The organism is Terrimesophilobacter mesophilus (genome assembly GCF_014200375.1).
Classification (GTDB): domain Bacteria; phylum Actinomycetota; class Actinomycetes; order Actinomycetales; family Microbacteriaceae; genus Terrimesophilobacter; species Terrimesophilobacter mesophilus.
This window is the reverse complement of the sequence record NZ_JACHBP010000001.1, coordinates 816514-830121: the sequence shown is the minus strand read 5'-3', so window position 1 is coordinate 830121 and position 13608 is coordinate 816514. Positions and strand designations below refer to the sequence as shown.

Here is a 13608-nt window from a genome sequence, read left to right as displayed (position 1 = left end):
TCATAAGAGGGGGTCCGAGTTGCTCCCGTCTGAGCGGGTTTCATGCTCGGTGAGGCGCTCGCCTGCACTGTCGACGTGGCGAACCGTCTCCACGCTCGACCGCTTGCGCAGCACGAGGATCAGCGAGATGACGAAGATGACGAAGCCCGCGCCCATCAGGATGTATCCGATCAGGTCGAGGTTCGCCCAGGTCACATCCACATTGATCGCGAACGTCAGGATCGCGCCGATGACGAACAGGGCTATTCCGCTTCCGATTCCCATAATCTCGATTCCTTTCCTTGAGCAACCCACTGTTTCGGGGTTTCATGTACATGGGCTGGGGAACACCTGAGTGCAGGCTGGGTCAGTCCCGCCGATAGGCTCGCATCGTGAAGCGATCGTCGACTGCCCTCGCCATTCTCGTCTTCGGCTTCCTTTTCGGTGCGCCGTTGGCAGCGTCGGCGGCAGCGGTCCCGTCCACGGTGGAGACCGGGGTGCAGGACTTCACCTTCGACTCCTACTCCGCCGACTACTACCTCGATCGCGATGCGCAGAATCACTCGACGTTGACGACGGTCGAGACCTTCGTCGCCAGGTTCCCGGATTTCGACCAGAACCGCGGCATCATCCGCGCCATCCCGAACGATTACGACGGTGTTCCACTCCGAACGAACGTGCAGTCGGTCGTCGATGAGAACGGCGAGGATGTGCCGTTCGAGAAGGCCGACAGCGGCGGCTTCACAGAGCTCGCGCTCGGCACCGACGACTACGTGCACGGTCGAACGACCTACACGATCACCTACACCCAGCAGAACGTCGTGCGCGCGTTCACGGACACGAACGACGACGAGCTCTACTGGGACACGAACGGGACCGGATTCGCCCAGCCGTTCGCCTCGGTGAGCGCGCGTGTACACGTCGCGTCAGCGCTGAAGGACTTCCTCACGGGAAACAACGCATGCTATCAGGGGCCCCAGGGTTCGACCGATGCCTGCGGGATGACGCAGGAGACCCAGCCCGACGGCGACGTGGTGTTCTCGGCATCCGCTCGCAACCTCGGGCCGGGGGAGACCGTGACGGTCGCCATCGGATTCACCCTCGGCACGTTCGCCCAGGTGCCTGCGGAGCAGCAGGATCCGGGGACCGATCCGGGTCACCCGTTCCAGCTGGGACAGACGGAGACGCCATGGTGGGTGCACGCGGGGTCGATCGTCGTCGCCGCCCTGGCCGTACTCGGGTCGGCGTTCACCATCGTCTGGCGCTTCATCGTCCCCGCCGCATCCAAGGGGTCGGGGATCATCATTCCCCAGTACACCGTTCCGAAGGACCTGAACCTGCTGGAGTCGGCGGATGTCGTCGGGCGGTCATGGACGGGTGTGCCTGCGCAGCTCGTGAGCTTCGCCGTGCGGGGCAGGATCCGCATCCTCGACTACCCGGTGACGGCGAGCGGCGCCCAGTACACCCTGCAGTTGCTGAACCCGACCGGGGTCGATGACGAAGAACTGGAGCTGCTGACCGCAGTCTTCGGCGGGACGACAGCCGGCGCCGTGCGCGAGGTCGGCGTGATCGACGACACCGCCGCTCGCGCTGTCGCGGGGGTGTCGGGCGGTGTCCGCAGGCGAATGCTGGATCGCGGCTTCAAGAAGAAGCGATCGTCTCTTGCCGGCCTGCTCATCGCCCTGGGCATGTTCATCCTGATCTTCGTCGCCGTCGGATTCGTCATCCTGTCCGGGCTCTTCCAGTGGTTCAGCGGCTGGGGGATCCTGTCGATAGTTCTCGCGTTCTTCGCGGTGTTCGTCTGCGTTGGCTTCGCCTTCCGGCCCGCGGCGCTCACCGCGGAGGGCGCTGAACGACGCGACTACCTCCTGGGCATGCGGGACTACCTGCAGCTCGCGGAGGCCGACCGGTTCCGGATGCTGCAGAGTCCGGAGGGCGCCGAACGCGTTCGCGTCGAGGGCCTCGACCCGTCGAGACCCGCGGACAAGGTCAAGCTCTACGAGAAACTGTTGCCCTTCGCCGTGCTCTGGGGCATCGAGAGGGAGTGGGCGAAGGAACTCACGCTCTCCTATGGCGATGCCGCACCGGACTGGTTCGTGTCGTCCGGCGGCTTCGACGCCGTGATGTTCTCGAACGCACTCAGCACACTCTCGAGCACCTCGGTCGCACGATCGACCCCGACGGCATCCTCCGGATCCTCGTGGTCGGGCAGCAGCGGGGGCAGCTTCTCCGGCGGCTCGTTCGGCGGAGGGTTCTCCGGCGGCGGTGGAGGAGGCGGGGGCGGTGGCGGCCGCTGAGCGAAGCGCAGGCGAACCGCGCGGTACGCTGGAAACCCAGCAATTCTCGGAGGATCCATGTCGCGCACGCTCGATGTCGCCGTCATCGCGGGCGACGGAATCGGCCCCGAGGTCATCGCCGAGGCGGTGACCGTACTGCGTGCGGCCGTCCCGGCGGACACGACCGTCACGACGACGGAGTATCCGTTCGGCGCCGGTCACTTCCTTGCGACGGGAACGATCCTCGGCGACGATGACCTCGCCGCGCTCCGCCGACACGACGTGATCCTCCTGGGCGCCGTCGGCGGCGATCCACGCGATCCGAGGCTCGCCGGAGGGATCATCGAACGTGGCCTCCTGCTCAGACTCCGCTTCGCATTCGACCACTACGTGAACCTGCGTCCCACCGTCATCCTGCCCGGTGTCGAGAGCCCGCTGAGGGATCCGGGCATCGTCGACTTCGTGGTCGTGCGCGAAGGCACGGAGGGACCGTACGCCGGAACCGGCGGCAGCATCCGCACCGGGACGCCGCAGGAGATCGCGAGCGAGGTGAGCGTCAACACGGCATACGGCGTCGAGCGCGTCGTGAGGTACGCGTTCACCCTCGCGGAGACCAGGCGCAAGCAACTGACCCTCGTGCACAAGACGAATGTGATGAGCTATGCGGGATCCCTCTGGCAACGTACGGTCGACGCCGTGGCGGCCGAGCATCCGGATGTCGAGGTCGGCTATCAGCACGTCGACGCGGCGACGATCCACCTCGTCACGAATCCGAGTAGATTTGACGTGATCGTCACCGACAACCTCTTCGGCGACATCATCACCGACCTGGCCGGCGCAATCAGCGGCGGCATCGGATTGGCGGCATCCGGCAACATCAACCCGGACGGCACCTACCCCAGCATGTTCGAACCGGTACACGGTTCCGCACCGGACATCGCGGGCAAGAACGTGGCCGACCCCACCGCCGCGATCCTCTCGGTCGCACTCCTGCTGGAACAGCAGGGCTATCCGGAGGCCGCAGCGAGCATCACCGCCGCCGTGACAGCCGACCTGGCGGAGCGCGGAACCACGACGCGCAGCACCCACGAGGTGGGCTCGGCGATCGCCGGCCGGCTCACCCACCACTGACTGACACATCACGAAGGACCGATCATGACCATTGCCGCCGACGCACCAGCCGCGACCGACCTGACCTGGCAGGTCACCAGGAACCTCGCGGGAAAGAGTCCGCAGGACCGCGCGAAGATCCTCGCCGACCCCGGATTCGGCACATTCTTCACCGACCACATGGTCGACATCTGCTGGTCGGGCAAGGGCGGATGGCACCGGCCGCGCGTTCAGCCCTACGGGCCGATCAGCCTCGACCCTGCTGCCGCGGTGCTGCACTACGGGCAGGAGATCTTCGAGGGACTCAAGGCGTACCGTCACGCCGACGGTTCGATCTGGTCGTTCCGGCCCGACGCCAACGCACGCAGGATGCAGCGCTCGGCTCACCGGCTCGCCCTGCCGGAGCTGCCGGTCGAGTACTTCATCGACTCCCTCCGTCAGCTCATCGCCGTGGATGGGGACTGGGTACCGTCCGCCCCCGAGACGAGCCTGTACCTGCGCCCGTACATGTTCGCGAAGGAGGCGTTCCTCGGTGTGCGCCCCGCGGACAAGGTCGCCTTCTACGTCATCGCGAGCCCCGCGGGGGCGTACTTCCACGGCGGGGTCGCACCGGTGTCGATCTGGTTGTCGACCGACTACGCGCGCGCGGGCCGTGGGGGCACCGGCGCGGCGAAGACGGGCGGCAACTACGCGTCGTCCCTCATCGCCCAGGCCGAGGCATCCGCGCAGGGGTGTGCCCAGGTCATGTTCCTGGATTCTGCGGAGGGCACGTACCTCGAGGAACTCGGCGGCATGAACATCGTGCTCGTCTACAGGGACGGTTCGCTCGTCACGCCGAAGTCGGACAGCATCCTCGAGGGAATCACGCGCGACTCGATCCTGCAGTTGGCGCGCGACCGCGGCCACACGGTGGAGGAGCGGCCCGTCACGATCGACGAGTGGCGCGAGGGGGCGGAATCCGGCGACATCGTGGAGGTCTTCGCGTGCGGTACAGCCGCCGTCGTCACGCCCATCGCCCAGTTGAAGGCCGCGAACTTCACGATCGGTTCGGCGGATGCGGCGGCCGGCGAGATCACGATGTCGCTGCGCAAGGAGCTCACTGACATCCAGTACGGCCGCGAGGAAGATCGCCACGGCTGGCTCACGCGACTCGATGCCGGCGGCGGCGACGGCGCACGCCCCGCAGGCGATGCGGGCCGCGGCTAGGCTCGAATCCGTGAGAATCGCGCGTTTCAGTACGACCAACGACGACCCCCGCTACGGAATCGTCGACGACGACGAACTCGTCGTGCTCAGCGGGGACCCCATGTTCAGCGGGTTCGGAACGACGGGGGAGCGGGTTGCGCTCGCGGACGCGAAACTGCTCGCGCCGGTCATCCCGCGTTCGAAGGTCGTGTGCGTCGGCATGAACTACGCGGCGCACAAGGCGGAACTGCACGCCGACACTCCGAACAACCCGCTCATCTTCCTGAAGCCCAACACCGCGGTGATCGGCCCGGGAGACACGATCCAGATCCCACCGGTGGATGGCCGGATCGTGCACGAGGGCGAACTCGCGATCGTCATCGGCAAGATCGCCAAGCTCGTCTCCGCCGCGAACTGGGCCGACTACGTGTTCGGTTACACGATCGCGAACGACATCTCCGCGCGGGACGTCATGTTCGCGGACGGTCAGTGGGCCAGAGCGAAGGGTTACGACACGTTCTGCCCGCTCGGCCCGTGGATCGAGACCGAACTCGACCCGGGAGACCTCGAGATCCAGACCTACGTGGATGGTGAGCCGCGACGGCACGGCAACACGAGCGACATGCTCTACAAGATCCCGGAGATCATCGAATTCGCATCGAGTGTGTGGACCCTGCTTCCCGGTGACGTCATCTGCACCGGCACACCCGCCGGGCTCGGCGGGTTCACCGACGGCCAGACCGTCGACATCACGATCACCGGGATCGGAACGCTCTCGAATCCTGCGCGCAACCGCGCCTGACACCGCGCTGCGGGTCTTTGTCTGCGATGCGGAGGTGTGAATCCGCGCATCGCAGACAAGTCACCGCATCGCCCAGGTGGCACGGCCGGCGCCGAGCGACGGCGGCAGCGAGAGCGCAGCCTCGACTCGCCTAGAATTGCAGCGATGACTGACGCCACCTTTACGACCGCGACCGGTTCCGACATCCGGGTGCGATTCTGCCCATCACCGACGGGAACGCCGCACGTCGGCCTCATCCGCACGGCGCTGTTCAACTGGGCCTATGCGCGGCACACGGGCGGCAAGCTCATCTTCCGCATCGAGGACACGGATGCAGCTCGCGACAGCGAGGAAAGCTATGAGCAACTCCTCGACGGTTTGTCCTGGCTCAACATCACCTGGGATGAGGGCGAGGGCGTCGGCGGACCGCACGGACCATACCGCCAGTCGCAGCGAGGTGACATCTACCAGGGTGTCATCGAGCGGTTGCGTCGGTCCGGTCATCTCTACGAGAGTTTTGCGACCGGCGAGGAGATCGAGGCTCGCAACGTGGAGAACGGCCGCGACCCCAAGCAGGGTTACGACAACTTCGAGCGCGACCTCACCGAGGACGAGTGCGCCGCGTACCGTGCAGAGGGCCGTGAGCCGGCGCTGCGCCTGCGCGTGCCGGACTCCGACCTGAGCTTCACGGACCTCGTCCGGGGGGACATCACGTTCCCCGCCGGAAGTTTCACCGACTTCGTCGTCGTGCGCCCCAACGGCATCCCGCTCTACACCTTCGTGAACCCTGTGGATGACGCGCTCATGGGCGTCACCCACGTGCTGCGCGGCGAGGACCTGCTCTCGAGCACGCCGCGGCAGATCGCGCTGTACCACGCGCTCATCGAGATCGGACTGGCCACCGCCATCCCGCGATTCGGACATCTGCCCTACGTCATGGGCGAGGGGAACAAGAAGCTCTCCAAGCGCGACCCGGAGTCGAGCCTGTTCCACCACCGCGACCGCGGGTTCATCCCGGAGGGGCTCATCAACTACCTCGCGCTCCTCGGCTGGTCGCTCGCTCCCGACCGGGACGTCTTCTCGATCGATGAGATGGTCGCCGCATTCGACGTCGCAGACGTTAATCCGAACCCGGCCCGGTTCGACGTGAAGAAGGCCGAGTCGATCAACGGCGACCACATCCGGCTCCTCGAAGTCGAGGACTTCGCCGATCGGATGCTGCCCTACCTCGGCGACCTCGTTCAGACGGATGCCGATCGCACCCTGCTGCATCGCGCCGCGCCGCTCGTGCAGGAGCGCATGCAGCTTCTCGGTGAGGCGCCCGGTCTGCTCGCGTTCCTCTTCACGCGCGATGACGAACTCGAGTTCGAGGCGGATGCCCTGCCGGGCGATGGCGGCCCCGAGGTGCTCGCCGTGGCGAGCACGGCCCTGTCGCGGCTCGGCGACTGGACCACATCGGCGATCGAGGCGACCCTGCGCGGCGCCCTCATCGACGAATTGGGACTCAAGCCCCGCGTCGCCTTCGGACCGTTGCGCACGGCGATCTCCGGTCGGCGGATCAGCCCGCCGCTCTTCGAGTCGATGGAGCTGCTCGGCAAGGAGTCGACACTCGCGCGGATCGCGGGCCTGGCGGAACGGTTGTGATCGGATCGGGCGAGCCATGCTGTCGGTCGCGTTCTTCCGCAATCTGAATCAGGGGCAGCGGCGCAGCCCGTCGTCGGTGATCCTGGAGCGCGCGTTCGTCAACGAGGGTGCGACCGATGTCCTTCTCGTTCAGGGCAACGGCACCGTCGTGTTCTCCGCGGAGGACGTCGCCGTGTGCATCCGGGATGCGGCGATGACGGTGCGTGCGGCGTCCGACTGGGACGACGTGGTCTTCGTCCGTCCGGTCGACTGGCTCGCCGAACTGGTTCGCGGACTGGACTCCGACGTGCCGATCTCGGCGAATACCGAGCTGTCGCTCTTCGACGAGGCGGTGGCGGTGGCAGGGAGTATTCCCCTGCCGGGCCGGCGCTGCACCATTATTCGCGGAGGGCCAGGCTATGCGGTCTGCCTGAACGACCGAGAGCGGGAGAGCAATGGAACACCGACGCTCGAGCGGATGCTGGATGTCAGGGTCACCTCGCGCGGCCTGCCGACACTGAGGCGCCTCATCAGGCGGTTGCAGCCACCCCGGGCCTGAACCGCCTCGCCGCGTCGTCGGATACGCTAAAGTAGACAGTCGGCCCGGCTTCGGTCACGGCCATTGGGGTATGGTGTAATTGGCAACACGGAAGATTCTGATTCTTTTGTTCTTGGTTCGAGTCCAGGTACCCCAGCTCATTCGCCTCCATCAGCAGTAGGCATCCTTCGCTTCAGGCGAGCGCGACCGGCTTCATCCTGACCGGGGCAAGCCACGCCGTCACGACGACGGCGGTGATGGCGCCCGCCGCCATGATCGACGCGAGGACGACGACCTGGAAGCGGCCCGCCTCGAGCGGTGAGACTCCGCCGAAGATCGCGCCGACAAAGGCTCCGGGCAGCGTCACGAGTCCCGTCGTCTTCGTCTGGTCGATCGACGGGACGAGCGCGTTGTAGACGGCATGCCTCGCCAGGTGGAGCGTGGACTGGCGCGGAGTCGCCCCGATCGCCATCCACCCCTCGACATCGTCCCAGTGGTCGATGATCGCCTCGGTCGTGTTTCGCCCGGCGAGCGTCGCGATGCTCATCGCGTTGCCGATCACGATGCCGCCGATGGCGAGCGCATACCGGGCGGAGAACTCGATGGCACCGGTCGCGAACACGATGGCGAGCGTCACCGAGATCCCGAGCGCCATCGCCGAACCGATGAGGCCCGCATGCTCCCAGGACCAGCCGATCCGACGCGTGGCGGTGAACGCTGCGATGCCGAACATGACGAGCAACGCGACTCCCACCCAGAAGCCGTTCGTGATGATGCCGGCGAGGATGACGCTGATGATCGCGAGCTGGAGAACGCCGCGAAGGATCGCCAGCAGCGGTGACCAGCGGTGCGGGACGCCGCACCAGGCGAGTACCGCAGTGCCCAGAGCGGCGAGAGCGATGACCCCGACGAGGGTGGGTAACAGGTTGGGGACGTCTGGCATGCCATCGAGACTACGCACTGCGGATGTCGGTGCGCTCGGCTATTCTGATGCCACGTTCCAGAGTTGCGTCCGTAGGTACCTGGCCGGCCGCACGACAACCCGAATCCATCGATTCCCGGGTGTCCCAGGGGAAGAACGGGCCCACGAGACCTCGTGGTGCAAGTGTCGATGGGGGTCATCCCCGGAGAAGGGGAAACCCCATGTCCACGAAAGAGATCTACGAACCGGTCGAGCGCGAGTGGTGGGCGCGACTCGGGCTGAGCGCCGGCGACGAAGGCGCGGGCAGTGTCAATGATCGACGGCGCCAGGAGGCGAGGGTCAGGGTATTGCGTCTGCACGAGCCGTCGCTGTTCGCGGCCGTGACGAATGGCGCCCCGACCGTGCCGAAATCCCTGGAGCAGGTTGCCGCCGAGCTTGATCGGGCCGAGGCGGAAGTCGAGGCCGCGATCCAGGATGCCGCCCGCCAGCGGGAGCAGCGCGGCCGGGAGGCCGTGGCATCCGCCTTCGCGGCCCCGGATGCCGATGAACTCGTCACCGAGGGCGACTGGGTCGGGTTCACCAGAGCACGCGCGGTCTCCTGGTGCTGGGACCTCTACCAGTACGAGCCGCAGGGCTTCGTGTCGCCGGGGTCGATGCTGCGCGAGCAGAGGACCCGCGAGCTGGAGGCCGGCGGCATCCCGAACGGGTTCGGCTACGCCGATCGCGCGCGACAGTTGGAAGCCTCCGGCGTGACCCCGTCGCACTACCGTGCAGCGCGGGAGATGCTCGGGTCCTCGACCTTCAGTGCGGCGGACATACAGTTCGATCGCGGGTGACCCGGAGCTGGTGCTGATGCCGGCGTGACAGCAGGCCGGACCGGTAGTGAGTGCTACCGACCCAGCCTCACGGAGACGGCTCCCTAGAACCGGTCCGGGAACTGGGCGACGATGCCCGCGGAAAGGGCATCCGCCATGTCCATCATGTGGTGGAAGGCGATGTCGTAGTCCGCGATCGACTTCTTGTAATCGCCTGTGAGCAGGTCGACCGAGTAGGCCACCGTCGTGTCGATGTGGGCCTTCATCATCTCGCTCGTGGTTCCTGCCGGCCACGACTGGGGGTTCGCTGCCGTGAGGAAGTCGGCGATGGCCTGGGCGTTGGCGTACCAGTCGTCGAGCCCGGCCTTCAGGCCCGCGTCGTCGCCCGCCTTGGCGGCGGTCAGGACCGGCACGGCGAGCTGGATGTGCTCGGTCAGGAGCTTGGTGAGGGCGTGTCCGGCGTCGTCACCGTAGTACGTGCCGATCGCGTCCCCCAGGAAGACCTGATTCTGCAGGAGCCGGTTGAGAGTGTCGGGCAGCGCTTCCTGATTGTGGAAGAAGTCCTTCACGGTCGCGTAGGTCCACTGCATGTGATCGGCCCACAACTCGCGCATCTCGCCGTACAGCGCGGACTGCGCGCTCTGGCTCGCCGGCGACTCCATGTGCATCGCTGAGTGGTCCTGCATGATGGGCGCGGGACCTGAGCCCGGGCCGGATGGGGAGCAGGCGGTCAGCAGTCCGCCGCTGAGGATGAGGGCCCCCGCGAGTGCGATGGCCGATAGGCGAGTACGTGACGTCAACATGAGATTTCTCCTCCTGGGTTACGGCGGTGTGCCGTGCGGTCGATCGCGACTCCCGGTTCGTGTGGATCGGGAGGCCCGTTTCGTGGCCGTGTCGAACCGTCTGCCCCATGAGTGCCGACCCGCTGCCGGAGTCTTACCGAAATGCGAAGAATTCACCGCTCGAAAGTTTTTTTGGGGGAGAACGGTAAGGAACGGCATCCGCGCGGACACTCACGAAGTATGACCAGTTCGCCCGCCCGCCACTTCGGCATCCCGAAGGCCGCTCCAGGGATCCTGACCGGGCAGGAGATCCGCTTCCGGCGCGACGAACTCCTTCGCGCGCGGTTCGACGAGATCACGGCGGGCCGGTACGCGAAGGACCCCGTCTTCGACATTCACGCGCTCATCGAGGATGCCGAGGCCCGGGCGTGCGTTGCGACTCAGTACTCTGAGAATCACCGCACGGAGAGAGGGGCCAGGTCATGAACGAGACCCTTGCCCTGCCTGTCGACGACGAGTGCGACGGGGTCCTTCGCGCAGCCGACGACGATCGGCCGTCGCAACAACCGCGCGGCGCATCGATCAGCAATGACGAATGGATGCGACGACTCACGACCACCGGCCGAGTACGGGACGACGCCATCCTGAGCCTCCGGGAGTTGATGCTGAAGGCTGCCGGGCACCAGGTGCATCGCATGCACGGTGCGGACCGGATCGGCGCTGCCAGGGTCGATGAAGTCGTGCACTCTGCCGCGAACGAGGCGACCCTGGTGGTTCTCTCCCGGCTCGATACGTTCGAGGGGCGAAGCCGTTTCACGACGTGGGCGTTCAAATTCGGGGTCCTGCACGCGAAGGTCGAAATGCGGCGACTGGTGTGGCGCGACCGTGAGATCCAGCTGGACGACTCCTTCGACATCCCGAATCCGGTCGACAACGCACCAGAGGCGACCGCCGAAGTGAACGACCTGCACCAGGCCGTGCGGCGCGGCCTCGCCGAGGCGCTCACGCAGCATCAGCGCCGCATCGCCACCGCACTGCTGATCGACGAGGTCCCCATCGATGTGCTGGCTGAGCGTTTGGGAACGAGTCGCGGGGCGCTCTACAAGACTGTGCATGAATCGCGGAAGAAGCTGCGCCTCTACCTTGAAGCACGCGGCCTCGTCGACACCGATTCGCGCACGGAGAATCACACCACACCGGTCTGGGAGACACGATGACGCAAGAACAACACCATCCCGACGCGAGTACCACGCCACCCCTGAGCGACGCGGCTATCACAGAACTCGTGCTGGACACCGACCCGTATCTGTCGTGCGATGACTGCTTCGACCAGGCGGATGAGATGATCGAGGCCTTCCTCGCCGAGACGAGCACCCTCTCTGAGGCGTTCCGGGTGCATCTCCGCGGATGCCAGGCATGCTGCGAGGAGGCACTGTCGCTGGCCGAGATCGTTGCGCCGGAGTACGGCATGAACCCCGACGCGGTGAGCGCGCAGCTCCAGCAACTGGTACGTGGCTAGGCCGCGCACTCCGGCAGCCGACCGCTACATCGCGTCGCCGATGTAGGAGTACTTGATGAAGACCTCGGCGGCGAGGCCGGCCTCCTCGAGCACGCCCTGCACCGCGGTCATCATGTAGCGCGAGTCCCAGCCGAGGTAGAGGTGGTGGGTGTCATCGAACGCTTCCCACTCGCCGTTCCAGGCCTGCGATTCGAAGAGCGGGCCGCCGCGGCGATCGCTGAACCGCACGACATCCGCCCGCGCATCCGCCCAGAGCCGCAGGAACACCCGGTGGAACAGGTGCTTGACGTCGTGCACCTCCCAGTGCTCCCCGCGGTACTCCACGTAGTCGAACTCGCGCTGCCAGCCATGCGGCCAGCCGCGCCGTGAGTGGGCGTCGAGGATGGGCGTGAGCCCGTCGTCATCGATCTCGAGCGCGCCCGGCCGCTTCCAGAGAGTGAGGAACTGCTCGGTCACCTGGGCCGAACGCTCGGCGATCGCCGCAGTGCTCCAGGCCGACACCTCGGCGAGAGACCGCGTCGCCGGGATCGCGCTCGAGGCGTAGAACCGGTCCCGCTTCACCGGGAAGGATGCCCCCAGCGCGCGCTCGAGAAGCGGCTCCTCCAGCAGGGCGAGGTTGCCGAGGGTCGGGGCGAGGGCGCGGTGACTGTTCTGCTCGTCCTCGCTGTAGTCCGCCCACTCCCGCACGCCGTCGCCGCTCCACGTGTCGGAGGGGGCCAGCGGCACGATGTGGTCGACCTCGACATCGATGCTGTCGACCCCGGCGAGCCGCCCGAGCACGTATCCGGGGTAGGGAAGCTCCGCGTACTTGAGGGCGACGCGCACGCGCTCGTCGGAGGGGGTGATGCGGGCGATCGCGCGTTCGAGACTCTCTGCTCCGGCTTCGCGTGCGCGGCACATCCGTGCCACGAGCCGATCGGTGCTCACGCCGACGACGGCCCGGCGCAGGAGCAGCGACTGGACCTGCTCGAGCGTCTCGACGAGGGCCGCCTTCTCGATGACCCCGCGCGCGTGGTCGTGGTACGCGCGGAGGACGAGTGGGTACATCCCACGGCCGAAGGCGTTGACCCAGGCGAGCTGGCGGCCGATCTCGGCATCCTGCTCGAGCGATGGGTCCAGCAGGATGCGGTAGATCTCCGAGAACTCCCGCCACTCGGCCGCGTGCTGGCGCAGCGTTCCGAGGCCCAGCCTCGGGAACCGCTGTCGGAAGGCGTCGTACACCCCGCGTTCGCCGGCGACAGCGACCTCGCGCCCGGTCGTCATGACGAGGTAATGGCGCCAGAAGCTGCCGATCGACTCGCCGGTGTTCTGCTCGATGGGCACCCAGAAGGAGTCCTCGATCTCGAGCTGCTCCTCGTGCGAGAGGCCCATGAGCAGGTAGTTGTGGATGAGCTCGTGATCGCGCAGCGGCGCTCCCGTCGAGTTGAGGCTCTCGAAGATCTGCTGGGCGTTCGCATCGGTGCCGAGCGAGATCGCCACGTGCTCGAGCTTCTGCAGGCCACGCCAGATCCTCGGCACCTCCTGACCGCGCACCTGGCTGCGGAAGAAGGCGTAATTGTCGTCGAACCTCGAGTCGCGGGCATCGTGCTCGGAGAGTCGGCGATCGAGCACGACACTGTCGAAGATCTCGGCCCAGGCGCGGTGCGGGCGCAGGCGGGTCCGTGTCGGGTCATCGGCGTGCACGAGCACGGCCGACAGTTCGGCCGCCAGCCCGGGATCGTCGTCCTTGACCGTGTGGTGCAGGGCGGCGATGAGCAGCATGAGCGTCGTGATGCGCTGTTGCCCGTCGATGAGCACGAGCTCGCCGGATCCATCGCCGGCGTTCGCCGAGGACAGGATCGAACCGAGGAAGTGCCGGTGGCCGGGGCCGGCATCCGAGACGGCGCGGATGTCGGCGAGCAGCCGCTCGCATCCGCCGATATCCCAGCGGTACTGCCGCTGGTACACCGGGACGACGATCGTGGCCTCGGAGGTCGAAAGCCAGCCGATGGTGCTGACTGCCGTGGCGTCGACGTTGGTGGCGGTGACCATCTTCGAGGTCTGCTCCTTGAGGGGTTCAGCGGTATTGCTGGACCCGG

Annotated in this window: 14 protein-coding genes, 1 tRNA gene and 1 riboswitch; of the genes, 11 read left to right on the top strand and 4 right to left on the bottom strand. The window is 66.7% G+C overall.

The genetic code is table 11. The annotated features are described in order from the left end of the window. The gene (locus BKA04_RS04120; RefSeq protein ID WP_104095271.1) at positions 1-264 is read right to left on the bottom strand and encodes a DUF6458 family protein; all 264 of its coding nucleotides are present in this window, start codon (positions 262-264) and stop codon (positions 1-3) included. Between the two features lie 107 nt (positions 265-371). Between BKA04_RS04120 and BKA04_RS04115 the strand changes: the two genes are divergently transcribed. From BKA04_RS04115 to BKA04_RS04085, 7 genes are all read left to right on the top strand, one after another. Then, positions 372-2276: a DUF2207 family protein gene (locus BKA04_RS04115; RefSeq protein ID WP_167309660.1), complete on the top strand. Its 1905-nt coding sequence runs from the start codon at positions 372-374 to the stop codon at positions 2274-2276. 57 nt (positions 2277-2333) lie between these two features. Next, a complete protein-coding gene (locus tag BKA04_RS04110; RefSeq protein WP_104095269.1) occupies positions 2334-3386 on the top strand; it encodes a 3-isopropylmalate dehydrogenase in 1053 nt (350 codons plus the stop codon). 24 nt (positions 3387-3410) lie between these two features. Beyond that, entirely contained in the window at positions 3411-4571 is a 1161-nt protein-coding gene (locus BKA04_RS04105; protein WP_104095268.1) for a branched-chain amino acid aminotransferase, read from the top strand. Between the two features lie 10 nt (positions 4572-4581). Next, positions 4582-5352, top strand: a complete 771-nt coding sequence (locus BKA04_RS04100; protein ID WP_104096620.1) for a fumarylacetoacetate hydrolase family protein — start codon at positions 4582-4584, stop codon at positions 5350-5352. A 144-nt stretch (positions 5353-5496) separates the two neighbouring features. Beyond that, positions 5497-6975: a glutamate--tRNA ligase gene (gene gltX, locus BKA04_RS04095; protein ID WP_104095267.1), complete on the top strand. Its 1479-nt coding sequence runs from the start codon at positions 5497-5499 to the stop codon at positions 6973-6975. 16 nt (positions 6976-6991) lie between these two features. Further along, positions 6992-7513 (top strand): hypothetical protein, encoded by a 522-nt coding sequence (locus BKA04_RS04090; protein WP_104095266.1) that lies wholly within the window; start codon positions 6992-6994, stop codon positions 7511-7513. A 64-nt stretch (positions 7514-7577) separates the two neighbouring features. Continuing rightward, positions 7578-7649: transfer RNA gene (locus BKA04_RS04085), tRNA-Gln, on the top strand. A 36-nt stretch (positions 7650-7685) separates the two neighbouring features. On the opposite strand, the gene BKA04_RS04080 is transcribed toward BKA04_RS04085, so the two are convergent. Then, positions 7686-8435, bottom strand: a complete 750-nt coding sequence (locus BKA04_RS04080) for an ABC transporter permease (protein WP_104095265.1) — start codon at positions 8433-8435, stop codon at positions 7686-7688. 54 nt (positions 8436-8489) lie between these two features. Next, positions 8490-8606: riboswitch (SAM riboswitch) on the top strand. A gap of 29 nt (positions 8607-8635) precedes the next feature. Here BKA04_RS04080 and BKA04_RS04075 point away from each other — a divergent pair. Next, a complete protein-coding gene (locus BKA04_RS04075) occupies positions 8636-9250 on the top strand; it encodes a hypothetical protein (protein WP_104095264.1) in 615 nt (204 codons plus the stop codon). Between the two features lie 83 nt (positions 9251-9333). On the opposite strand, the gene BKA04_RS04070 is transcribed toward BKA04_RS04075, so the two are convergent. Further along, a complete protein-coding gene (locus tag BKA04_RS04070) occupies positions 9334-10032 on the bottom strand; it encodes a hypothetical protein (RefSeq protein WP_104095263.1) in 699 nt (232 codons plus the stop codon). Positions 10033-10251: 219 nt separating this feature from the next. On the opposite strand from BKA04_RS04070, the gene BKA04_RS04065 reads away from it, so the two are divergent. Genes BKA04_RS04065 through BKA04_RS04055 form a run of 3 tightly spaced genes read left to right on the top strand, consistent with a single transcriptional unit; the run spans position 10252 to position 11530 of the window. Then, complete coding sequence (locus BKA04_RS04065; protein ID WP_104095262.1) at positions 10252-10497, top strand: hypothetical protein; 246 nt, start codon at positions 10252-10254, stop codon at positions 10495-10497. Then, complete coding sequence (locus BKA04_RS04060) at positions 10494-11228, top strand: RNA polymerase sigma factor (protein ID WP_174719812.1); 735 nt, start codon at positions 10494-10496, stop codon at positions 11226-11228. Before BKA04_RS04065 ends, BKA04_RS04060 begins: the two co-directional genes overlap by 4 nt. Further along, positions 11225-11530 (top strand): hypothetical protein, encoded by a 306-nt coding sequence (locus BKA04_RS04055; protein WP_198413290.1) that lies wholly within the window; start codon positions 11225-11227, stop codon positions 11528-11530. The genes BKA04_RS04060 and BKA04_RS04055 overlap by 4 nt, the downstream gene beginning before the upstream one ends. A gap of 24 nt (positions 11531-11554) precedes the next feature. On the opposite strand, the gene BKA04_RS04050 is transcribed toward BKA04_RS04055, so the two are convergent. Next, positions 11555-13561, bottom strand: a complete 2007-nt coding sequence (locus tag BKA04_RS04050; RefSeq protein ID WP_104095261.1) for a GmrSD restriction endonuclease domain-containing protein — start codon at positions 13559-13561, stop codon at positions 11555-11557. Positions 13562-13608 lie beyond the last annotated feature (47 nt).

Excerpts from the sequence above, each read along its gene's own strand:
- BKA04_RS04110 (WP_104095269.1), top strand. The coding sequence starts at position 2,334 with ATGTCGCGCACGCTCGATGTCGCCGTCATCGCGGGCGACGGAATCGGC.
- BKA04_RS04120 (WP_104095271.1), bottom strand. The coding sequence starts at position 264 with ATGGGAATCGGAAGCGGAATAGCCCTGTTCGTCATCGGCGCGATCCTG.
- BKA04_RS04070 (WP_104095263.1), bottom strand. The coding sequence starts at position 10,032 with ATGTTGACGTCACGTACTCGCCTATCGGCCATCGCACTCGCGGGGGCC.
- BKA04_RS04075 (WP_104095264.1), top strand. The coding sequence starts at position 8,636 with ATGTCCACGAAAGAGATCTACGAACCGGTCGAGCGCGAGTGGTGGGCG.
- BKA04_RS04065 (WP_104095262.1), top strand. The coding sequence starts at position 10,252 with ATGACCAGTTCGCCCGCCCGCCACTTCGGCATCCCGAAGGCCGCTCCA.
- BKA04_RS04080 (WP_104095265.1), bottom strand. The coding sequence starts at position 8,435 with ATGCCAGACGTCCCCAACCTGTTACCCACCCTCGTCGGGGTCATCGCT.
- BKA04_RS04105 (WP_104095268.1), top strand. The coding sequence starts at position 3,411 with ATGACCATTGCCGCCGACGCACCAGCCGCGACCGACCTGACCTGGCAG.
- BKA04_RS04060 (WP_174719812.1), top strand. The coding sequence starts at position 10,494 with ATGAACGAGACCCTTGCCCTGCCTGTCGACGACGAGTGCGACGGGGTC.
- BKA04_RS04050 (WP_104095261.1), bottom strand. The coding sequence starts at position 13,561 with ATGGTCACCGCCACCAACGTCGACGCCACGGCAGTCAGCACCATCGGC.
- BKA04_RS04090 (WP_104095266.1), top strand. The coding sequence starts at position 6,992 with ATGCTGTCGGTCGCGTTCTTCCGCAATCTGAATCAGGGGCAGCGGCGC.
- gltX (WP_104095267.1), top strand. The coding sequence starts at position 5,497 with ATGACTGACGCCACCTTTACGACCGCGACCGGTTCCGACATCCGGGTG.
- BKA04_RS04055 (WP_198413290.1), top strand. The coding sequence starts at position 11,225 with ATGACGCAAGAACAACACCATCCCGACGCGAGTACCACGCCACCCCTG.